The sequence below is a fragment of the Brevundimonas vancanneytii genome (assembly GCF_901421975.1).
GTDB lineage: Bacteria > Pseudomonadota > Alphaproteobacteria > Caulobacterales > Caulobacteraceae > Brevundimonas > Brevundimonas diminuta.
Map to the genome: position 1 here is coordinate 533,611 of NZ_LR588407.1, position 20,453 is coordinate 554,063.

Here is a 20,453-nt window from a genome sequence, read left to right on the forward strand (position 1 = left end):
TTCAGAGACCTTGGGAATGGCTGACGCTCACGCGAAACCGCAACACGACTACCATCTGGTCGATCCGAGCCCCTGGCCGCTGATCGCCTCCTTCTCCGCCTGCATCATGTTCGTGGGCGCCGTGATGTGGATGAAGGGCCTGTTCGGTCTGCCGGAAGGCACCAAGTGGCTGTTCTTCGCCGGTCTCGCGGGCGTGCTGTTCACGATGTACGGCTGGTGGGCCGACGTCATCAAGGAATCCAAGAAGGGCGACCACACCCCGGTCGTCGGCATCGGCCTGCGCTACGGCATGGTGCTGTTCATCGCGTCGGAGGTGATGTTCTTCGTCTCCTTCTTCTGGATGTTCTTCGACATGGCGATCTTCAACGAAGCGCGCACGATCATCCCGGAAGTCGGCAACTGGGCCGACACGGCGACCGCCTGGCAGACCTGGCCGCCCAAGGGCGTCGAGCTGCTGGACCCGTGGAGCCTGCCGCTCATGAACACGGTCATCCTGCTGCTGTCGGGCACGACCTTGACCTGGGCGCACCACGCCCTGATCGGCGGCGACCGCAAGGGCGCCAAGCTGGGCCTGCTGATCACCGTCCTGCTGGGCGTGCTGTTCACCGGCGTTCAGGCCTATGAATATTACCACATCCTGCACGGCCACCTGTTCTTCAGCGAAGAAGCGGCCCAGGCCAAGCTGTACGGCTCCATCTTCTTCATGACGACGGGCTTCCACGGCTTCCACGTCCTGGTCGGCACCATCTTCCTGGCCGTCTGCCTGCTGCGTCTCTACGCCGGTCAGATGACCCCGCAGAAGCATTTCGGTCTCGAAGCCGCCGCCTGGTACTGGCACTTCGTCGACGTGGTGTGGCTGTTCCTCTTCGTCTTCATGTACGTCGTCTTCGGTTGATCGAACGCGACGGACAAATCGAGCTTTCGTCGGCGCGGGGCCCCAAGCCCCGCGCCGATTTGCTTGTCTGGCCCGCCGTTCGCGCGGGGCTGATGGGGCGCTGTCCGGCCTGCGGGCGCGGGCCTCTGTTCCAGGGCTTCCTGAAGCGCCGCGCCGTCTGCGAGGCCTGCGACTATGACCTGGGCGCGGTCGAGACGGGCGACGGCGCGGCCACCTTCATCATGCAGATCGCGGGTTTTCTGGTCGGCTTCTCGGCCCTGGCCGTCGAGATCGCCTGGAGCCCGCCGATCTGGCTGCACCTGATCATCTGGCTGCCGTTGGTCGCGGTTCTGGCTGTGGCCTTGATGCGGCCGGGCAAAGGGCTGATGACGGCCCTGCAGATGCTGCGCCAGCGCGGCGCCAATTCCCACCGAGAGACCCGATGACCGTCGCCGCCCGGCCTCGCTTTCCCATCATCCTGACCGTGATCGCCGTCCTGCTGTTGGGCGCCCTGCTGACGCTGGGCGTGTGGCAGGTGCAGCGGCTGCAGTGGAAGCTGGACCTGATCGACAAGGCCGAGGTCGCTGCGACCCCAGGCGCCGCTTCCCCTGGCCGAAGCCCTGGCGCTGGAGGATCCCGAGTTCCGCCAGGTGGTCGTGACCTGCCGCGGCCTGAACGCGGCGCCCTTCGTCGAGCTTCAGAGCATCGAGGACGGCGACGCCGGGGTGCGGCTGATTTCGGCCTGTCCGGTCGAGGGGCGGGGGACGGTGCTGGTCGATCGCGGCTTCCTGCCCGCCGAAACCCTTGAGCGCCCCGCCGTGCGGGCCGAGGCCGCCATGCCGGTCGTCGTCGCGGGCGTGGTGCGTCAGGCGCCCGGCCCCAACGCCATGACCCCGCCGCCGTCGGGCAAGGTTTTCTACGGCCGCGACCGGGCGGCGATGGCTGAGGCCCTGGGCGTGACGGGGGCGGTGTCGTCCTACACCGTCTATGCGACCACCTCGGCCAATCCTGAACTGACGGCGCTGCGGCCGGTGGCGCCGCCCGCCGCCTTCAGCAACAACCACCTGGGCTACGCCCTGACCTGGTTCGGCCTGGCGATCACCCTGGTCGTCTTCTATGCGGCCCTGCTGCTGCGCCGCTATCGCCCCACGCCTTCCAAGGATCGCTGACCTGACTGCTCGTCTTCACACCCTGTCCAACGGCGTGCGCGTCGTGTGCGACCCCATGCCCGGCCTTCGCACCATCGCCGTGACCGTGGCCGTCAACGGCGGCGCCCGCATGGAGGATGAAGCGCGTTCCGGCTGGTCGCACCTGCTGGAGCATCTGGTCTTCAAGGGCGCGGGCGACATGGGCGCGCGCGAGATCGTCGAGCGCATCGAGGCCGAGGGCGGCTCGATCAACGCCGCCACCGGCTATGAGCGCACCAGCTTCGACGTGCGCGCCCTGAAGGGCAGCCTGCCGCTGGCTATGCAGGTGCTGTCCGACCTGGTGTTCCGCCCGACCCTGTCGTCCGAGGAGATCGAGCGCGAGAAGGACGTGGTGGCGCAGGAGATCGCCGAGGCCTTCGACACCCCCGACGATCATGTGTTCGAGATGGCCCAGACCCAGGCCTTCGCCGGCCAGGCTCTGGGGCGGCCGATCCTGGGCTCGATCGCCAGCCTGGCGCCCGCCGACCGGGCGGCCGTGGCCGACTGGCGCGCGCGCCTCTATTCGCCCGATCACATGGTGGTGTCGGTGTCCGGCGCGGTCGATGAGGCCGAGTTGCTGACCCTGGCCGAGGCCTGGTTCGGCCAGGCGGTCGCCGCGCCGCACGAACCGACGGCGTCGGCTGTCTTCACCGGCGGCGAGGCGAAGCTGGCGCGCAAGATCGAACAGGCCAATCTGGTCTTCCAGCTGCCCAGTCTGGGCGTTCGTGATCCGCGCCAGCCGGCCCTGCGCCTGTTCACCGAAATCCTGGGCGGGGGCATGGCCTCGCGCCTGTTTCAGAGCGCGCGCGAGGATCGGGGCCTGGCCTACGCCATCGACGCCTATCAAGAGACCTATGACGAACTGGGCGTGCTGGGCGTCTACGCCGGGGCGGCGGCCGAGCGGTCGCTGGAACTGGCCGAGCTGTGCGCCGCCGAGATCCTCGATCTGGCCGACAAGGGGCCGACGGAGGCGGAGCTGGCGCGGGCCAAGGCGGTGCTGAACGCCAGCCTGTGGATGGCCGACGAAAGCCCGGCCAGCCGCTCGGGCCGTCTGGCGGGGCAGACCCTGGCGTTCGGCGCGCCCGTCTCGTCGGAAGAGAGCGCCGCCCGCATCGAGGCGCAGACGGCGCAGGATCTGCGCGCGGTGGGCCAGGCCATGACGAGCCAGGGACTGGCGGCGACGGCGGTTCTGGGGCCCAAGGCCGCGGGCGGGGCGGGGCGCGTCTTCCGCCAGCGGATGGCGGCGGACTGATCGCGGCCTGCTGACGCCGAGATCGCTTCGCGCTATCGTCTGCCCCATGGCCCTGTTCGATTGGATGGCCGAGGCGACCGGACCGGTCCTGAACGGGCAGGGGGTTCTGCTGCGCCCGCCGCGCCCTGCGGACTATGTGGCGTGGGCCTCCCTGCGTGAGGAATCGCGTGACTATCTGCAGCCGTGGGAGCCGGCCTGGGCTGAGGACGATCTGACCCGCGCCGCCTATCGTCGCCGCCTGGGCGTCTATGCGCGGGAGATGGAGCAGGGCACGGCCTGGCCCCTGTTCGTGTTCGATCAAGCCGACGAAGCGCTGCTGGGCGCCATCACCCTGTCCAACATCCGGCGCGGCGTGGCCGAGACGGGCACCCTGGGCTATTGGATCGGCCGCCCCTATGCCGGACAGGGCGTCGGCACGGCGGCGGCGCGGGCCATGCTGGGCCACGCCTTCAGCGCCCTGGGGCTGCATCGCGTCGAGGCCGCCTGCGTGCCGACCAACCACGCCTCGCGCCGCGTGCTGGAAAAGGCGGGCTTTCGTCAGGAAGGCGTCGCCCGCGCTTATTTGAAAATTAACGGCCGGTGGGCAGACCATCTGCTGTTCGGCGTCCTGCGTGATGAGTTCGCCGCCGACGCCGCCCCTTCCGTCAGAGTATCGGACCCGTCTTGAGCACACGAGCCAGAGCCCTGACGTGGGATCCGACCACGGCGATCGAAGCCCTCGCCGCGGCCGACGCCGCCCTGTGGATCTGGACGCCGGCGGAAGATCAGATTCGCTTCACCGGAGCCACCCGGCCATTGGGCTTGGGACCGCTGGCGCCGCAGTGCTCAGGCGCCGCCTTCACCGCCCTGGCCATGCCGCAGGACCGCGCCCTGGCCGACCGCTTGCTGAAACCCCAGGCCGAGGGGACGGAGATCGCCGTGCGCCTGCGGATGCGCGGTTGCGAGACCTGCCTGTGGCGCGGCGTCTGGCTGGAGGACGGCCTGCGCGCGGCGGGTATCGTCGCGCTTGAAACCAAGTTCGCGGGCGCGGATCGCGATACGCTGACAGGGTTGCTGGATCGACGCACCTTCCTGGTGCGCGTGGCCGAGACGCTGGGGACGGCGGGCGACTATGAGATGGTGGTGGCCGACCTGGACCGGCTGCGCCGCCTGAATGAGGCGCTGGGCCATGAGCGCGCCGATCTGGTGCTGTCGGCCCTGGGGTCGCGCCTGTCGGCGGCCTTCTCCGAAGACTGCATCCCGGCCCGCATCGGCGAGGACGAGTTCGCGGTCCTGGTGCGGCGCGGCGGCAGCGGCGCCAGCGGCAGCGAACGCCTGCGCGAGGCGTTGGAGCAGCCGCTGCGGCTGGCGGGCTTCGACATCTACCCGACCCTATCCATCGGCGCCGTGACGGCCGAGGGCGGACCGGACGCGCCGGACGCCGCTGAATTGCTGCGTCGGGTCGAACTGGCGGTGGAGCAGGCCAAGCAGGCCGGGCGCGGCGGGGCGGCGGCCTATGGCCGGGCGCTGGAGACGGACAGTCTGTCGCGCCTGGCGCTTGAGGCGGACCTGCGCAACGCCTTCGTGCGCGGCGAGATCGAGCCCTTCTTCCAGCCGATCGTCAATCTGAACAGCGGCGCCGTGGCGGGCTTCGAGGCCCTGGCGCGCTGGCGCCACCCCCGGCGCGGCCTGGTGCCGCCGGACGAGTTCCTGACCCTGGCCGACGAAATGGGCCTGATGAACGAGCTGGGCCTGCTGATGATGACCGAGGCGGCGCGTCAGCTGGCCGAGTGGCTGCAGCGCCACCCCGGCGCCGGGCGGCTGTTCTGCAGCGTCAACCTGTCGGTGGGCGAGATCGAGCGCGCCCATCTGGTCGAGGACGTGGCCCGCATCATCAAGGAGGCGGGCCTGCCGCGCGGCGCCCTGAAGCTGGAAGTCACCGAGGGCGACATCATGCGCGACACCGCACGCGCCGCTGAGGTGCTGAAGGCCCTGCGCGAGGCGGGCGCCAGCCTAGCGCTGGACGATTTCGGCACGGGGTTCTCGTCCCTGTCCTACCTGGCCAAGCTGCCGTTCGACACGTTGAAGATCGATCGCTACTTCGTTCTGACGATGGACAAGGACGAAGGCTCGGCCAAGATCGTCAAATCCGTCGTCAACCTGGGTCGCGACCTGGCGCTGGAAGTGGTGGCCGAGGGGGTCGAGAACGCCTCCCTGGCGCAACTGCTGCTCGATGACGGCTGCCATTACGGCCAGGGCTTCGGCTATGCGCCCGCTCTGCCGGCCCAGGAGGCCGAGGTCTATCTGAACGAATCCCTCGCCGACGGCGCGGCGCCGATCAAGGCGCGGTCCGGCTGATTTCAGCAAGCTGCAGGCGAGAAGATGCGGCCGTGTCGCGTCGGTTCGTATAAAATAGATTTGCTTGGGGCGTTAAAGGTGACGCCGGATAGGCTTTATCTAAGTTATTTGTAACTTGAACCCGTTGCTGTCGAACTGATTGATCGCCTCTTGTTTTTACATTCAGGGGCGCACAGTCGATGCGTTTGCAAGGTGAGTCTCAAACGAACGAGCGCCTTGATGTCAGCTTTGAAAAGCTGAAAGGCGCCTCTTCGGCGCCGCTCGCCGTCGGCGTGCAGGATGGGGCCAGGCTCTGTTTCGCCGCCTTCCCCGATCATGAAATCGACCGACGGTTCGAGATCGGCTCCGTCACCAAGGTCTTCACCGGCTCCTTGCTGGGCGTCATGGTCGAAGCGGGAGACGTCGATCCCGAGGCGCCGGTGGATCATCTGTTCGGCAAGGCTCTGCCCTGGCCGTTCAGGCCGCCGACCCTGGTTGAACTGGCCAGCCATCGCAGCGGACTGCCGAATACGCCCAAGCCCCTGTTCTGGCGCGAAAGCCTGGCCGCCCTGTCCCTGTCGGTGAAGGATCCGTGGCGCGGCGTGGATGCAGCGAAGTATCGCGCCATGCTCATGGCGGCGGTGAAACAGGCGCGGGTCGGCGAAGCGCCTCGGTATTCGAGCATGGGCGTCAGCCTGCTGGGCGACGCCCTGGCGCACGCCGCGGGGATGGACTTCGCCGATCTGCTGGATCAGCGCCTGCTCAGACCGCTGGGAATCCGACGCACGGACTTCCTGCGGCCGGAGGAAGAGCCCGATCTGGTGGCGATCAGCGTCAACGACTGGGATCGCCCCGTGCCCTATCTGCGCGACCAGATGGCGCCTGCGGGGATGCTGGCTTCCACGGTCGAGGATCAACTGCGTTTCCTGCGCGCCGCCTGGGGCGAGGGGCCGGACGAGATCGTCAAGGGCGTGCTCAGGGCTCAGACGCCTGTGGCCCAGATGGGCGCGGTCGCCATCGGCTATTGCTGGCTTCTGGCCCCGCACAAGGGCGGAGAGGCCGCCTTCCACAACGGCGGGACATGGGGATCGCAGGCCGAGGTCGTCGTGGTGAAGGATCGACGGATCGCCGTCGCGGCCCTGTCCGCCAAACGCCGTCACACCGATGAGTTCGTCAGCGAGATGCTCGGAGCCTGAGGGCGTTCGACCGCCTTCAGGCCCGGCCGCTCTGGCTGGACAGGCGGGCGGCGTCGACGCCGAGCGCGGCCAGGGCGCGGCTCCATTTGGTGTCGTAGTCGGCGTCGAAGATCAGGGCCGGGTCGGCGTCCGTCGTCAGCCAGACGTTCTCGTTCAGCTCTTCCTCCAACTGCCCCTCGCCCCACCCGGCGTAGCCCAGCAGCAAGATGGCGCGGCTGGGGCCGTCCTCGGCGTCGGCCATGGCGGCCAAGGCGTCGCGGGTGCCGGTCAGGGCCAGGCCGTCGCCGAAGGTCAGGCTGGCGTCCTCGCTGGTCCAGTCGGCGGTGTGCAGGACGAAGCCGCGCTCGCGCTCGACCGGGCCGCCGATCAGCACCGAACGGTCGCGCGCGGCGTCGTCGACGGGGGTGTCCAGCTTTTCCAGAACTTCGGCCAGGGAGACGCCCGGCGCGGGCTGGTCCAGGCGCAGGCCCAGGGCGTGTTCGTCGTCGTGGGCGCAGATCAGGATGACGGCGTGGCGGAAGCGATCGTCGTCGATGCCCGGCATCGCCACCAGAAGACGCCCGGTCAGGGAGGAGAAGGCGGTCATGCCCCTATCATCGGGGCGGACGATGATGGGCGCAAGCCATTCTCAAGGCCCACGCGCTTGGCGATCTCCTTACGGGTCTCTATCTGACTCCCATCGTCCTGGATCGTCCGGGCCGAACTCCCGGAGACCCCGACATGACCATCCAGATCGGCGACCGCATTCCCGACGCCACCCTGACGACCATGACGCCCGACGGCCCCAAGCCGGTCACGACGGCCGAGCTGTTCGGCGGCAAGACGGTCGCCTTGTTCGCCGTGCCGGGCGCCTTCACCCCGACCTGTTCGGCGCGCCATCTGCCGGGCTATGTCGACCATCGCGCCGATTTGGCGGGCAAGGGCGTGGACACGGTCGCCTGCGTCTCGGTCAACGACGCCTTCGTCATGGGCGCCTGGGCCAAGGCCAATGATCTGAACGGCGCCGACGACGTGGTCATGCTGGCCGACGGCAACGGCGACTTCACCCGCGCGGTGGGCCTGGCGCTGGACGCCAAGGGCTTCGGCATGGGCGAGCGTTCGCAGCGCTACTCCATGCTGGTCAAGGACGGCGTGGTCGACCAGCTCAACATCGAGCAGGGCGGCGAGTTCAAGGTCTCCTCGGCCGAGCACCTGCTGGCCCAGCTGTGACGACCCGCGTCGCTTATTGAACCATGGGCGACGTCTTCACCCCGGAAAAACGCAGCGCCGTCATGCGCCGGGTGAAGGGGCGCGACACCGCGCCCGAGATGAAGGTCCGGCGCCTGCTGCGGGGCGCCGGGATCGGCTATCGGCTGGGCGGCTGCGGCCTGCCTGGCCGACCCGATGTGGTGATGAAGGGGCGGCGCGTCGTCCTGTTCGTCCACGGCTGTTTCTGGCATGGCCATGACTGCCCGCGCGGGGCGCGCCAGCCCCGCTCCAACGCCGACTACTGGCTGGCCAAGATCGATCGCAACCGGGCGCGCGACGACCGCGTCACGGCGGAGCTGCAGGCGCAGGGCTGGCGCGTGCTGACCCTGTGGGAATGCGAGCAGAAGGCGCCGGATTGGGGCGAGCGGCTGCTGGACGCGTTGCTGGAGAAGGCGACGACTTAGGCGACGGCCTGGGCGTTGATGTCTGCCTCGTCGGCCGCGCCCAGCACCTCGCTCAGGGCGGCCAACAGCACCGCCGGGGTCAACGGCTTGGCGACGAAGTGGTTCATGCCCGCGTCCAGGCAGGCGGCGATGTCCTCGGGCGCGGTGTCGGCGGTCACGGCGATGACGGGCGTCGCGACGTTCGGCCCATGGCCCGAGCGCAGGCGGCGGGTGGTTTCGCGGCCGTCGAGCTCCGGCATCCGCACATCCATGAAGATGACGTCGAAGACGCCGGATTCGCAGGCCTTCAGCGCGGCCAGGCCGTCCTCGGCCATGGTCAGCTCGCAGTCGAAGGCTTGCAGGATCACCTGAATGGCGCGGCGGTTGATGGCGTGATCGTCGACCACCAGCACTCTTAAGGGGCGTTCTGCGTCGCGCGGTGCATCCGTCTCAGTCATGACGGAGGGCGGCGTCGGGGCTGGAGCCAAGGTCGGGGCTGACGGCGGCATGGGCGCCCGTTCAGGCAGGCTGCGGACAGGGGGAGCGGCGACGAGGTCGGAGGCGAGCGCGGCGGCCTCTTCCCACGCCTTCGGGCAGGGTCAGGGCGACAGTGAAGGTCGAGCCTTGGCCCGCCTGGCTGCGGACCGTCAGGCGGCCGCCCATCAGCTCGACCAGATCACGACTGATCGCCAAGCCCAGCCCCGAGCCCCCGTAGCGTGCGGCGACGCCCGTCGGTGGTCTGATCGAACGGGGTGAAGAGGCGGTCCATCTGACCGGCCGTCATGCCCGCTCCGGTATCGGCCACGTCGATCAGCAGGACATGCAGCCCGGCCTCATCGCGCCAGGAGCGCAGCCGGATGGTGATGACGCCCGCATCGGTGAATTTGACGGCGTTGGAGATCAGGTTGTTCAGCACCTGGCGCAGGCGCATGGCGTCGCCCTGAACCACGCCCGGCATATAACGCGAGCCGTCCAGGCGCAGGCGCAGGCCCTTGGCCCTGACCGGGCCCTGCCACAGGCGGAAGGTGTGGTTGAGCAGGTCGCGCAGGTTGAAATCCCGCGTCTCGACCTTCAGGCGCCCGGCGTCGAGGCGGCGTGGTCCAGCAGGTCGTCCAGCAGCCCCTTCATCATCAGCCCGGCGTCCTCGATCATGGCCGTCTGCTGGCGCGTCGCGGACGAGGGGGCGGCGACGCGCGTAAGTTCATGGGCGCCGGTCAGGATGGCGCCGATCGGGGTGCGCAGGTCGTGGGCGACGGCGGCCAGAAGAGCGCTGCGGCCGGCCATGACGCTCTCGGCCTGACGACGCTTGCCGTCGGCTTCCTTCAGGGCGCGGGCTTCGGCTTCGCCAGCGGCGTGAAGGCGGCTGCGGGTCGTCAGGCAGAAGAAGATGAAGGCCACGACGCCGATGGCGACCGGCAGGATGAAGCGGCCCTCGACCCCCAGGCGAGCCATGAACAGCGGCGCCAAGGCCAGCACCGCCACCTGGGGCGCGGCCGTCCAGAGGAAGACCCGCATATTGCCGGCCGAGGCGATGACCGAATTGATCGCGCCCGCCGCCAGCAGGGTAGTGGGCGACTACGCCGCCGGGCAGACCGCCCATGATCCACAGCGGCACGGCGATGCTGGCGTAGACCCCGGCGTTGGCCGTGAGCGCCAGATCGCCCAGGGCGCCGCGCCAGCCCTTGGGCGCGGAGACCTGGCCGCGCGTCACGGGGGCGAAGGCGGCGGCCTCGGCCGCTTGCATCAGCAGATAGACCGCCAGCCAGCCCAGGCAGATGGGCAGGCCCAGGATAGGGCTGAACAACAGGGCGCAGGCCAACCCCACGACAAGCCGTTGGGGCAGCATCTTGTGCCGCTGTCGGATGGCGTAAGCCCACCCGTTCCGGGATGCGTCGGTCTGCGTCATGCGGCGTTCCGAACGGGCGATGGCGCCCCTCGGTTGCATCATGGCGACGGAGACCTAATGCTCCGTCAACGGCCGGAGGCGGTCGCCTCGGCCATGCTGGCGAAGCCGTCGGCGCGCAGACGGGCCGCCAGATCGCGCTTGATCCGGCCGACCATGCCCGGTCCCTCATAGATGAGGGCCGAATAGACCTGGACCGCCGAGGCGCCCGCGCGAATGCGGGCATAGGCGTCCGCGCCGTCGGCGATGCCGCCCACGGCGATCAGCGGCAGGCGCCCGCCCGCCGCCTCGGCCGCGGCCTCCAGCGCCTTCTGGGCGAAAGGTTTCAATGGAGCGCCCGACAGGCCGCCCGCCTCGCCCTTATAGGCGGACCGCAGGGAGGCGGGCCGCTCCAGCGTCGTGTTGGACACGATCAGGGCGTCGATGCGGTGGGCGATGGAGGCCTCGACGATCATGCCGATCTCTTCGCCGATCAGGTCGGGTGCGATCTTCAGGAAGACAGGCGCCCCGTCGGCGGGGCGGGCCTCATGAATGCGGCCCAGCAGGTCGTCCAGCGCCTCGCGGCCCTGCAGCGCGCGCAGGCCCGGCGTGTTGGGCGAGGAGATGTTGACGGTGAAATAGTCGGCCAGCCCCGCCAGTTGCCTCAGCCCCGCGACATAGTCGGCGGCCTTGTCTTCGGTGTCCTTGTTGGCGCCCAGGTTGGCGCCGATGGCCGTGCGGGTCGGACGCCGCGCCAGGCGGGCGGCGAAGGGTTCCAGCCCCTCGTTGTTGAAGCCCATGCGGTTGATGATCGCCCGGTCTTCGGCCAGTCGGAACAGGCGCGGCTTGGGATTGCCGGGTTGGGGCGCGCGGCGTGACCGAACCGCACTCCACGGCGCCGAAGCCCAGGCGCGACAGGCCTTCCAGCGCCTCGCCGTTCTTGTCGAGGCCGGCGGCCAGGCCGACGGGGTTGGACATCTCCAGCCCGGCGATCGTGGTCTTCAGGATCGGATCGTCGGCGCCGGGTGCGGGCAGGGGCGTCATCTGCAGGGCGCGGATGGCCAGGCGGTGCGCGGTTTCGGGGTCGAGTTGGCGCAGCGCCCAGGCGCCGAGGTCGGTCAGGCTCATGTTCAGGCGGTCTCTTCGACGATCATGCGGCCGTCGGCCGTCACCGACAGGGCGCGGGCGGCGCGCGTCGCCGCGACGGGCAGGGGGCCGTAGATGTGGGGGAACAGGGCGCCGCCGCGCGACGGCTCCCAGATCAAGGCGTCGCCCAGGGCGGTCAGATCGACCTCGACCAGCATCAGCTCGGTCTGACCGGCGTAGTGTTTCGCCGCCGTGGCTTCCAACTGGTCGGCGGCGGACAGGTGGATGTAGCCGTCGGCCACGTCCACGGGCGAGCCGTCATAACGGCCCTCGGTCAGGGCGGCGCGCCAGTCGGCGCGGCTCAGGATCTTGAAGGCGACGTCGGGCAGATCGGTCACGCCAGGGTCTCCGGCGTCAGCCAGCCTTCATAGGAGGGGCGACCGGCGACATCGACGCTGAAGATCGCCGCCGCCCCGGTGGGGAAGCCGCCGCTCATCTTGTCCAGCACCGAGGGCGAGGCGGCGCTCTCGATCAGATATTCGACCGCCAGCTGGTGCACGCCGGGGTTATGGGCGATCAGCAGCAGGCAACCGGCCTGGTCCTCGGCCGCCTCGACCGCGCGGCGCAGCACGTCGGCGGGGGCGTTGTAAAGGGCGTCGGAGACGTGCAGCTCGACATCGCCGAAATGCTCGCTGACGCCATCCCAGGTGTCGCGCGTGCGCTGGGCTCCCGAGACCAGGGCCATGTCGGGCTTCAGACCCCGCTCGGCCAGGGCGCGGCCCATGGCGGCGGCGTCGCGGCGGCCGCGCTCGCTCAGGGGACGGGCCACGTCGCCGCCCGGCGCCGAGGCTTCGGCCTTGGCGTGACGCATCAGGATCAGTCTCTGCATGGCGAGGGCTTTACGGCTGTTTGCGTGCGGCGACCATAGGGTGCGCGGCGGACGCTTGATCGCGAGCGGCGGGCGAGGGGGTCAGGGCCGGGCGTCCGGCCAGCACGGCCTGGGCCGCGCCGCCGGGCTGCACGCGGGCGTAGGCCCTGCGCGAGGCTTCCAGCATGATCAGGCCCCGCCGCGCCGGGAAACAGCTTGGGCCCGATCTGCTCCAGACCGTCGGCCAGCGGCAGCATCGGCCGCCACGGCGGACGTAGAGGGCCTGCGACCAGGCGGCGGGCTCCAGTCCGACCTCGCGCACCAGCCGCTCCAACTGTCCGCGGGTGAAGGGGCGGCCGTGGCCGAAGGGGGTGGTCTCGGCCCGCGCCCACATGCCGCCGCGCGCCGCCGCCGCCAGGATGATGCGACCGGCCGGGGCCAGGACGCGCACCGCCTCGGCCAGCAGGCCCTGCGGATCGTCGGCTTCCTCGAGGGCGTGGACCAGCAGGATGCGGTCGAACGTTCCGGCGGCGAAGGGCAGGCGCCGGTCCGTCGACCAGGACGGTGCGGTTGCGTCCCGCCGCGGCCCACTGCTCGGCGCCCTGTCCGCCCGGCATGGCGGCGATCACCCCGGCGCGCGCCGATGAAGCCGTCCAGCCAGGGCGTGGCGTAGCCCAGGCCCAGAACGTCGCAGTTGTTGGCCTCGCCCCAGGCGTCCTCCAGCCGTCGCGCCAGCATGCGCCGGGCGAGCGCGCCGGTCGGCTCGCCGTAGAAGGTGCGGAGATCGTCCGATGCTGCGGCGCATGGGGGGCAGTATGGGCTGAAAGTCTGCGCCGACTTCATCCATTCTGGGCGGCGGAGGGTTCCTCTTCGCGTGGCTTAGGATAGGGTTTCGATAGGAGACCTCCCCATGACCCTGACCGTTCGCCAGTTTCCCTGTCTGTCCGACAACTACGGCTTCCTGATCCGCGATGAGGCGACGGGGCTGGTCGCCGCCGTCGACACGCCGGACGCCGAGGCCGTCCTGGCCGATCTGGAGGCGTCGGGCTGGGGGCGGCTGGATCTGATCCTGAACACTCCACTGGCACCCCGATCACACCGGCGGCAACGAACGGTTGCAGGCCGAGACGGGCTGCGAGATCGCCGGGCCGGAAGAGGTGCGCCGCGCGGCGCCGCTGGATCACGTTCTGGTCGACGGCGAGGCGGTGCGTCTGGGTGAAACGACCTTCGATGTGGTGCTGTCGCCGGGTCATACCCTGGGCCATGTGGTCTATCATGCGGCGGAGGATGGGCTGGCCTTCGTCGGCGACGTCATCTTCGCCCTGGGCTGTGGGCGGCTGTTCGAGGGAACGCCGCAGCAGATGTGGGACAGCCTGAACCGCATCGCCGCCTGGCCCGAAGCGACGACGCTTTACTGCGCCCATGAATATACGGCGTCGAACGCCCGCTTCGCCCTGTCGCTGCCGGACGCCGATGAGGCGTTGAAGGCGCACGCCGAGGCCATCTTCGCCGCTCGTGAGCGCGGCGAGGCAAGCGTGCCGACCACGGTGGGGATCGAGCGTCGCTTCAACCCCTTCCTGCGCGCCCGCGACGCCGCCGACTTCGCCGCGCGCCGCGCCCTCAAGGACGGCTTCAAGGGCTAGGGCGCCCGCCGGATTTTCCAGTCACCCATCATCGGAGATGTTCATGCAGTTGAAGGAACGTGTGGCGATCGTGACCGGCGCGGGCGGGGGTCTGGGCCGCTGTCACGCCCTCTATCTGGCCGGTCAGGGCGCCAAGGTCGTGGTCAACGACCTGACCGAGGCGGCGGCGCAGGGCGTGGCGGACGAGATCGTCGCGGCGGGCGGCCAGGCGATGGCGGCGGCGGGTTCCGTCACCGACGTCGACGCGGTCCAGGCCATGGTCGAGGCGGCGATGAAGGCCTGGGGCCGCATCGACATCCTGATCAACCAACGCCGGCATCCTGCGCGACAAGAGCTTTTCGAAGATGACGCTGGATGACTTCCGCCTGGTGGTGGACGTGCATCTGATGGGGGCGGCCATCTGCTCCAAGGCCGTGTGGGAGATCATGCGCGCGCAGACCTACGGCCGCATCGTCATGACGACCTCTTCGTCCGGCCTCTACGGCAATTTCGGCCAGGCCAACTATGGCGCGGCCAAGCTGGCACAGGTGGGTCTGATGCAGACCCTGGCCATCGAGGGCGCCAAATACAACATCAAGGTCAACGCCCTGGCGCCGACCGCCGCCACCCAGATGACGGCGGGCATCCTGTCGGAGGAGGTGCTGAAGGCGCTGGACCCGGCCCTGGTCAGCCCCGGCCTGCTGGCGCTGGTGGGCGAGGACGCGCCGACGCGGGCCATCCTGTGCGCGGGCGGCGGGCATTTCGCCACGGCCAACATCACCCTGACGCCGGGCGTGCGGATCGGCGGGGGCGCGGATGCGGGCGAGCAGCTGATCGCGCGCTGGGACGAGGCCTCGAACCGCGAGGGCGAGATCGTGCCGGACTTCGGCTTCCAGCAGGCGGCGCAGGAGATGGCCTCGGCGGGCGTGACGGCGCCGGTCGCTGCGGGATGAGCCTTCAGGCGCGGCGGCGGTCGTCGCCGCGCCACAACCACAGGGCGCCGAAGACCAGCGCCAGGGCGACCAGCGTCAACGCCTGGGGCGCGACCTCGGGCAGGCTGGCGCCCATGGCGTTCATCCGCACGAAGGCCTGAACCGCCGCGGTCGAGGGCGACAGATGGGCCAGCCAGACCAGCAGCTTGGGCATCATGAAGTGCGGCCAGGCCGCGCCCGCCAGGAAGAACAGGGGCGCTGACGTGCCGACCAGCACCTGCAACACCCGCTCATGCCGGTCGAACAGACCGCCCAGCAGCAGGCCCAGCGCCGCAACCCCGGCCGAGAAGACCGGCGCCAACAGGATCACCCCGGCCATGTCGCCCGCGCGCGGATAGTCCTGAAACCAGAAGACGAAGCCGAAATAGAACAGGCAGGACGCCGTGCCGATCGCGGTCAGCGCTAGCCACAGGCCCAGCCGGGCGCTGCGTCGCATGGGGGCGGCGCCGGTCTCGCGACGCAGGGCGGCGATGACGCCCGCGCCCAGCAGCAGGGTCTGTTGCAGGATGATCAGGCTGACGGCGGGCACGGCGTAGTCGCCATAGCCCTCGGTCGGGTTGAACAGGGAGACCTGTTTCAGGCTCGGCGCCAACCGGGCCGCGCGGGCGGCCTCGGGCAGGCCCTCCAGCCGCGTCTCGGCGACATGGGCGGCGGCGGCAGCGACCGCCTTGCCGACAGATGTGACGCGGACCAGATAGCCGCCGTTCAGCCAGACGGCCACGCCGTCGGGCGCGCCGCGCGCCAGGTCGGCCTCGAACCGTTCGGGCAGGATGACGACGCCGTCGACCACGCCGCGCCGCATCAGGTCCGACGCCTCGGCGGTCGAGGGGATGACGGCGGCGACCTCGACCGCGTGGGAGGCGTTCAGGTCTTCGACCAGGGCGCGGGTCAGGGCGCTCTGCGTCGGCGTCACCACGGCGACCGGCAGGCCCGTCGCCGCCTGCCCGGCGTAGGCCGCCGGATAGTAGAAGGCGTAGAGGACCACGGCCAGGATCAGCAGGCTGCTGACCGGCCGGGCGCGCGGCAGGTTGCGGAAGGTCGCGATGAAGGCGGCGCCGACGCCCTGTTCGGGCAGGGGAAAGGCCAACGCCTCGGCCTTGGGCGCGCGGCGGGCGCGCAGGCGGATCAGCACGGCGGCCAGGATCAGGGCGATCAGGGCGACAACGCTCAGGATCATCAGGTCGCGCCAGGCGCCGCCGGCCGCCGCGCCTGTCACCATCTGACCGGTCTGAAGGCGCAGATAGTGGGTGTAGGGCAGGATGTCGCTCCAGATCCGGGCGAAGCGCGGCCCGTGATCCAGCGGCAGGGTGCCGTTCGAGAAGGCGATGGCCGCGCCCGAATAGATGGCGGTGGCCGAGAAGGCCATGTCGACATCTCCCAGCAGGGCGACCAGCAGGGCCGACAGGGCGACGCTGACCGCCATCAGGGCGACCACGCCCAGCATCAGCAGGGGCAGCGACCCCGCCACGCCCCAGCCCCTGACCCCGCACAGCCAGCCGATCCAGGCCAGGCCCCACAGGGTGAAGACGACGAAGTGCGGCGTCAGCCGCCCGATCAGGGCCGCCGTGGTCCGCCCGCCGGTCTGCGCTCTGAACGTCTGGAACGACCCGCCCTGCATCAGCCGTCCGACCGCCAGCACCGCCGAACAGGCCGCCAGCAGGTGCAGCACGCCGGGCGCCAGCAGGCCGCCGAGGAACAGCTCGAAGCTCAACTGCGGATTGCCGATGATCGACACCTGGACGGCGGGGGGCTCCAGCGCCGTGGCCGGTAGACCCATCTGGCGCGCGCGCTCCTCCAGCCGGGGCGCGGCGGCCGAGGCGATGGCCGAGGACTGGCCCAGGGCCGACAGGGCGCCGACGGTCTGGAAGGCGCCGTTGAACGACACCGTCACCTGTTCCGGGCGGCGAAAGGCGCCTTCGGTGAAGCCTGAAGGGAAGTGGGCGATGCTGTAGACCTCGCCGCGCCGCATCAGGGCTACGGCCTCATCCACCGTCGCCGGGGCGCGGGCTACGCGCACGCCGGGGCTGGCCTCCATGTTGCGGATCGCCGCGCGGCTGAAGGCCGAGCCATCCTGATCCACCACGGCGACCGGAGCCTGGCGGATCACGCCGGGTGCCAGCATGGCCGCGATCACCGCCAGCAGGATCAGCGGCAGGCCGAAGGCGACGAAGGCGTCCCACGGGCGGGTCGCCAGCCGCCGCGTCTCGTCCTGAACGGCCGCGAGGAAGACGGCCGCGCCGCGCGTCATCGCGACGACCAGTCGAACAGGACGCTCATGCCTGGCCGCAGGCCCTGGATCGGCCGAGCGGGCTTGGCCTTCACCTGGAAACTGCGCACGTCATAGCCGCTGGACTGGCGGGTCGAGCGCCAGGTGGCGAACTCGCCCTGGGGGCTGATGGCGGTGACGCGGAAGGCGGCGCCCTTCACGCCCAGCGCGGGCACGTCGCCGCGCACGGCGGCGCCGATCTTCAGGTCGCGGAACTGGTCCTCGCGCACGCTGAAGGCGACCCAGGGGCCAGCTGTGTCGACGATGGTGAAGACCGGCACCCCCGTCAGCACCAGTTCGCCGACATTGGCGAAGCGTTCCGACACCTCTCCTCCGTGGGGGGCGGTCAGGCGTGTCTCGCCCTGCAGGCTCTCGACCTCGGCGACGGCGGCGCGGGCGCCGCTGACGTTGGCGTCGGCGACCGACTTCTCCTGCGGCCGGGTTCCGGCCAGGGCCTTCAGATACTGCTGGCGGGCGGCCTCGGTCTGGGAGGCGGTGGCGGCGCGGGCGGCGACGGCCTCGTCGCGGCGCTGGGCCGAGATGACGCCCTCGGCGAACAGGTTTTCAGCCCGGCGCGCGGTCTGGTCGGCCAGACGGGCCGTGGCCTGAGAGGCGCGCCAGATCGACTCGACCGTTTGCACGTCTTCGGCGCGGGCGCCCTCGCGGCTCATGGACTGGATGGCCTCGGTCGACTGCAGCAGGGCGCGGGCCTGGGCGTCCTTGGCCTCGATCTCGGGGCTGCTCATCAGGGCCAGCTCCTGCCCGGCCTTCACCTGATCGCCCTCGGCGGCCAGGAAGCGTTCGACGCGGCTGGGCACCTTGGTGGCGACGGTGAAGGTCTCGGCCTCGACCATGCCCTGCACCTGATCCGGCGCCGGGCGGGCGGCCAGGAACAAGCCCACGACGATGAAGGCGATCAGCAGGACCACGCCCGCCGCGATGATCAGGGGCAGCGGCGACCGGCGCGGCTTGGGCGGGGGCGCTTCGGCCGGCTGGGGCGGCGTATAGGCCGAGGAAGGCGTCTCGCTCATGGGGCGCTGATTCATGGGGCGCTGATCCGGTCGTCGCGTTGCAGATAGTCGTTCAGGGTCTGGTCGCTTCCCGCCGCCGCCAGCAGGGCCGACAGGCTGAGGTCGTACTCATAGGCCGCCGCCGCCCGTTGCAGCCGCGCCGTCCCCAGCAGGTTGCGGGCGTCGATGACCGAGGCGGCGGTCGCCTCGCCCTCGCGGAAGCCGACCTCCTGCACGCGCAGGTTCTCGCGCGCGGCCGCCAGGCTGCTGTCCATGGTCAGGAACTGCCGCCGCGCCAGCTCGACCTGGTTGTAGGCGCGCGTGACCAGCAGGCGGGCGTCGTCGCGGGCCTGGCGCTCGACCTCGCCGGCGGCCGAGGCCTGGGCGCGGGCGGCGCCGAGCATCCGCCGCCGGTCCAGCGACGACATCAGGGTGTAGCGAGCGCCCAGGCCAAAGGCCCAGTCCGGCTCGGTCGGCAGGGAATTGTCCGGGTTCATGTTGTAGGTGCCGAAGGCGTAGACCGACGGCTTCATCCGCGAGGCCGCCAGATCCGCTCCGGCCTCGGCCAGATCGCGCCCCGCCTGGGCTTGAACGAGGCGCGAATTCGACTGGCTCGCGCTGTCCAGGAAGACGGCGGCCGGGCCGACCGGATCGCGATTGACGAACAGAGGCGTGGTGGGGGTCACGCCTGTCTCGACGTCGGCGACGCGGGCCAGGGAGGCGACGGCGTTGTCATGCTCCAGCTCGGCGCGGTTGACCTGGCGCTGGGCGGCGTCGCGCGCGACCTCGACCTGAAGGGTCTGGGCGCGGCTGAGCATCCCTTCTTCTTCCATGCGGCGGGCGTTCTTCAGGTGCAGGTCGAAGCCGTCGCGGGTCTCCAGCGCGATCTTCAACGCCTCGGCCGCCAGCACCTGGCCGAAATAGGCGCGGGTCAGGTTGACGCTTTCCAGGTTCAGGGCCTCCTGCCGTCGGGCCTCGGCCAGGTCGACATTGGCCGCCGCCGCGCGTCGCAGGGCGGGGATGGCCCCGCCGGTGTAGATCGGTTGCAGCGCCGTGACCGTCGGGCGGAAGGTCGTGTCGTCCACCTGCAGTCGGATGTCGTGGGGCAGGGCGGCGAAGATCTCCGGCAGGGCGGCCTGCAACCGCTGCCCCACCGCGTTCAGCACATCGCCCGGCACGCCCGGCAGGTCCGAGATCAGGCCGGGAATGGCGGCGCCCAGGTCGGACTGGGCGCGGTCCAGCGTGTCCGACAGCGACAGGTCGAAGGTCTTGCGATAGCGGATCAGCTGGGCGTCCAGCGACACCGTGGGCCGGTTCAGCCCGGCGGCGACCTGGGCCTGGGCCTCGGCGGCCTCGACCCCGTAGCCGGCGGCGCGCCCCAGGCTGGAGGTCGTGCGCAGCCGAGCCTCGGCCTCGGCGTAGGTCAGGGGCGTGCGCGGCGTCTCGGCGGCGGCTTGCGTCTGAGCCAGGGCGGGCGTCGCGCAGGCCGTCAGAACGCCCGCAGCCAAGGCGACACGCCATCCGTTCCAAGCCCTAGCCATCGCTTCAACCCCGCAACCAGCTGTGAACAACGATCCTGAAGCGCAGCCGTTGCGTCAAGCAAGCGCGCCAATTGCAAAGGGCGCGCTCGCCGTGACGAGCGCGCCCCTTGGCTGAAGATGCAGCCTGTCCGGTCTTAGAGGCCCGGCAGCTTGAAGCGGCCGTCGCGGCGGGGGGCGATGGTGATGCCCTCGCGACCGCCGGTCAGGGCGTCCAGACGCGCGCGCTCGCTGGCGGCGTCGATGGTCTTGCCGCCTTCCGAGGTCTGGCTGACGGTTGCGGCCTGGCTGGCCGGATCGTCCTTGCGCCAGAACATGATGCGGTTGGCCCAGCTTTCTTCCTTGTGCGCCAGGCTGCCGAATTCGTCGTCGACGACGTAGCGGGCCAGCGGATCGGCGCGGTCGGCGCCGGCCTCGGCGGCCAGAATCTGTTCGCCCGGCGTGCGGGTCACGGCCTGGCGCTGACCCAGCAGAATCTGGCGGGCGGCGCTTTCAGGCGCCAGCTCCTGCGGGCGCGGGGCGCCGGGCGAAGGCGGGGTGAGGCCGTATTCCGGCGGCACCACGAGGGGGGCGCTGGCCACGGTGACGAATTCGTCCGGCACGACCTTAGTCAGGCCGATGCTCTGCTTCATCGATCCGCAGGCGCTCAGGCTGAGGGCCGCGCCGGCGGCCAGGGTCACGATCAGGACGGGACGGATACGCATGGGTCGTTCGGCTCCGGGAGGCGCGCCGC

Annotated in this window: 21 protein-coding genes and 4 pseudogenes; 12 read left to right on the forward strand and 13 right to left on the reverse strand. The window is 70.4% G+C overall.

Going from position 1 to position 20,453, the window contains the following annotated elements:
• Nucleotides 1–16: 16 nt before the first annotated feature.
• The 8 genes and pseudogenes from FGL25_RS02605 (at nucleotide 17) to FGL25_RS02635 (ending at nucleotide 6,825) form a co-directional block, all read left to right on the forward strand.
• The gene (locus FGL25_RS02605) at nucleotides 17–895 is read left to right on the forward strand and encodes a cytochrome c oxidase subunit 3 (RefSeq protein WP_003165974.1); all 879 of its coding nucleotides are present in this window, start codon (nucleotides 17–19) and stop codon (nucleotides 893–895) included.
• Nucleotides 892–1,320: a DUF983 domain-containing protein gene (locus FGL25_RS02610; protein ID WP_436835247.1), complete on the forward strand. Its 429-nt coding sequence runs from the start codon at nucleotides 892–894 to the stop codon at nucleotides 1,318–1,320. Before FGL25_RS02605 ends, FGL25_RS02610 begins: the two co-directional genes overlap by 4 nt.
• Nucleotides 1,317–1,424, forward strand: a pseudogene (locus FGL25_RS17185) (SURF1 family protein); the annotation flags it as partial. The gene FGL25_RS02610 and the pseudogene FGL25_RS17185, both read left to right, overlap by 4 nt.
• Before the next feature lie 100 nt (nucleotides 1,425–1,524).
• Nucleotides 1,525–2,043 carry an SURF1 family protein gene (locus FGL25_RS02615; RefSeq protein WP_252969977.1) on the forward strand — a complete coding sequence of 173 codons (519 nt, stop codon included), beginning with the start codon at nucleotides 1,525–1,527 and terminating at the stop codon, nucleotides 2,041–2,043.
• A 55-nt stretch (nucleotides 2,044–2,098) separates the two neighbouring features.
• The gene (locus tag FGL25_RS02620) at nucleotides 2,099–3,313 is read left to right on the forward strand and encodes a M16 family metallopeptidase (RefSeq protein ID WP_138140882.1); all 1,215 of its coding nucleotides are present in this window, start codon (nucleotides 2,099–2,101) and stop codon (nucleotides 3,311–3,313) included.
• Nucleotides 3,314–3,359: 46 nt separating this feature from the next.
• On the forward strand, nucleotides 3,360–3,980 hold the full coding sequence (locus FGL25_RS02625; RefSeq protein ID WP_138140883.1) for a GNAT family N-acetyltransferase: 621 nt from the start codon (nucleotides 3,360–3,362) through the stop codon (nucleotides 3,978–3,980).
• Nucleotides 3,977–5,650, forward strand: a complete 1,674-nt coding sequence (locus FGL25_RS02630) for a putative bifunctional diguanylate cyclase/phosphodiesterase (protein ID WP_138140884.1) — start codon at nucleotides 3,977–3,979, stop codon at nucleotides 5,648–5,650. Before FGL25_RS02625 ends, FGL25_RS02630 begins: the two co-directional genes overlap by 4 nt.
• Nucleotides 5,651–5,829: 179 nt before the next feature.
• Complete coding sequence (locus FGL25_RS02635) at nucleotides 5,830–6,825, forward strand: serine hydrolase domain-containing protein (RefSeq protein ID WP_003165966.1); 996 nt, start codon at nucleotides 5,830–5,832, stop codon at nucleotides 6,823–6,825.
• A 16-nt stretch (nucleotides 6,826–6,841) separates the two neighbouring features.
• Here the strand turns inward: FGL25_RS02635 and FGL25_RS02640 are convergent, their stop codons facing one another.
• Nucleotides 6,842–7,411: a YqgE/AlgH family protein gene (locus FGL25_RS02640; RefSeq protein WP_003165965.1), complete on the reverse strand. Its 570-nt coding sequence runs from the start codon at nucleotides 7,409–7,411 to the stop codon at nucleotides 6,842–6,844.
• Nucleotides 7,412–7,545: 134 nt separating this feature from the next.
• Here FGL25_RS02640 and FGL25_RS02645 point away from each other — a divergent pair, with 134 nt between their 5' ends.
• Both FGL25_RS02645 and FGL25_RS02650 read left to right on the forward strand, forming a co-directional pair.
• Nucleotides 7,546–8,034, forward strand: coding sequence for a peroxiredoxin (locus FGL25_RS02645; protein ID WP_088410358.1), 489 nt, complete (start codon nucleotides 7,546–7,548; stop codon nucleotides 8,032–8,034).
• A 23-nt stretch (nucleotides 8,035–8,057) separates the two neighbouring features.
• Nucleotides 8,058–8,477 carry a very short patch repair endonuclease gene (locus FGL25_RS02650; protein ID WP_128720635.1) on the forward strand — a complete coding sequence of 140 codons (420 nt, stop codon included), beginning with the start codon at nucleotides 8,058–8,060 and terminating at the stop codon, nucleotides 8,475–8,477.
• Here the strand turns inward: FGL25_RS02650 and FGL25_RS17190 are convergent.
• The 8 genes and pseudogenes from FGL25_RS17190 to FGL25_RS17210 form a co-directional block, all read right to left on the reverse strand.
• Nucleotides 8,474–8,965 carry a response regulator gene (locus FGL25_RS17190; RefSeq protein WP_252969978.1) on the reverse strand — a complete coding sequence of 164 codons (492 nt, stop codon included), beginning with the start codon at nucleotides 8,963–8,965 and terminating at the stop codon, nucleotides 8,474–8,476. The two genes, FGL25_RS02650 and FGL25_RS17190, sit on opposite strands and share 4 nt — an antisense overlap.
• Nucleotides 8,966–8,975: 10 nt before the next feature.
• Entirely contained in the window at nucleotides 8,976–9,149 is a 174-nt protein-coding gene (locus tag FGL25_RS17195) for a hypothetical protein (protein ID WP_252969979.1), read from the reverse strand.
• Nucleotides 9,133–9,414, reverse strand: a complete 282-nt coding sequence (locus tag FGL25_RS17200) for an ATP-binding protein (RefSeq protein WP_252969980.1) — start codon at nucleotides 9,412–9,414, stop codon at nucleotides 9,133–9,135. The genes FGL25_RS17195 and FGL25_RS17200 overlap by 17 nt, the downstream gene beginning before the upstream one ends.
• A 113-nt stretch (nucleotides 9,415–9,527) precedes the next feature.
• Entirely contained in the window at nucleotides 9,528–9,971 is a 444-nt protein-coding gene (locus FGL25_RS17205; RefSeq protein WP_252969981.1) for a histidine kinase dimerization/phospho-acceptor domain-containing protein, read from the reverse strand.
• Between the two features lie 456 nt (nucleotides 9,972–10,427).
• Nucleotides 10,428–11,466 (reverse strand): annotated as a pseudogene (locus tag FGL25_RS02660) (quinone-dependent dihydroorotate dehydrogenase).
• Between the two features lie 2 nt (nucleotides 11,467–11,468).
• The gene (locus tag FGL25_RS02665) at nucleotides 11,469–11,822 is read right to left on the reverse strand and encodes a DUF952 domain-containing protein (protein ID WP_138140885.1); all 354 of its coding nucleotides are present in this window, start codon (nucleotides 11,820–11,822) and stop codon (nucleotides 11,469–11,471) included.
• The gene (locus FGL25_RS02670; protein WP_088410353.1) at nucleotides 11,819–12,313 is read right to left on the reverse strand and encodes a SixA phosphatase family protein; all 495 of its coding nucleotides are present in this window, start codon (nucleotides 12,311–12,313) and stop codon (nucleotides 11,819–11,821) included. Before FGL25_RS02670 ends, FGL25_RS02665 begins: the two co-directional genes overlap by 4 nt.
• Before the next feature lie 10 nt (nucleotides 12,314–12,323).
• Nucleotides 12,324–12,833, reverse strand: a complete 510-nt coding sequence (locus FGL25_RS17210) for a methyltransferase domain-containing protein (RefSeq protein ID WP_354702819.1) — start codon at nucleotides 12,831–12,833, stop codon at nucleotides 12,324–12,326.
• Nucleotides 12,834–13,202: 369 nt separating this feature from the next.
• On the opposite strand from FGL25_RS17210, the pseudogene gloB reads away from it, so the two are divergent.
• A pseudogene (gloB, locus tag FGL25_RS02680) lies at nucleotides 13,203–13,935 on the forward strand (hydroxyacylglutathione hydrolase).
• 43 nt (nucleotides 13,936–13,978) lie between these two features.
• A pseudogene (locus tag FGL25_RS02685) lies at nucleotides 13,979–14,867 on the forward strand (SDR family NAD(P)-dependent oxidoreductase).
• Nucleotides 14,868–14,871: 4 nt separating this feature from the next.
• On the opposite strand, the gene FGL25_RS02690 reads toward FGL25_RS02685, so the two are convergent.
• The 4 genes from FGL25_RS02690 to FGL25_RS02705 form a co-directional block, all read right to left on the reverse strand.
• On the reverse strand, nucleotides 14,872–17,154 hold the full coding sequence (locus FGL25_RS02690; protein ID WP_138140886.1) for an ABC transporter permease: 2,283 nt from the start codon (nucleotides 17,152–17,154) through the stop codon (nucleotides 14,872–14,874).
• The gene (locus FGL25_RS02695; RefSeq protein WP_252969983.1) at nucleotides 17,151–18,218 is read right to left on the reverse strand and encodes an HlyD family secretion protein; all 1,068 of its coding nucleotides are present in this window, start codon (nucleotides 18,216–18,218) and stop codon (nucleotides 17,151–17,153) included. Before FGL25_RS02695 ends, FGL25_RS02690 begins: the two co-directional genes overlap by 4 nt.
• The gene (locus FGL25_RS02700) at nucleotides 18,215–19,690 is read right to left on the reverse strand and encodes a TolC family protein (protein WP_252969984.1); all 1,476 of its coding nucleotides are present in this window, start codon (nucleotides 19,688–19,690) and stop codon (nucleotides 18,215–18,217) included. Before FGL25_RS02700 ends, FGL25_RS02695 begins: the two co-directional genes overlap by 4 nt.
• A gap of 167 nt (nucleotides 19,691–19,857) precedes the next feature.
• Nucleotides 19,858–20,424: a DUF3035 domain-containing protein gene (locus tag FGL25_RS02705; protein WP_138140887.1), complete on the reverse strand. Its 567-nt coding sequence runs from the start codon at nucleotides 20,422–20,424 to the stop codon at nucleotides 19,858–19,860.
• Nucleotides 20,425–20,453 lie beyond the last annotated feature (29 nt).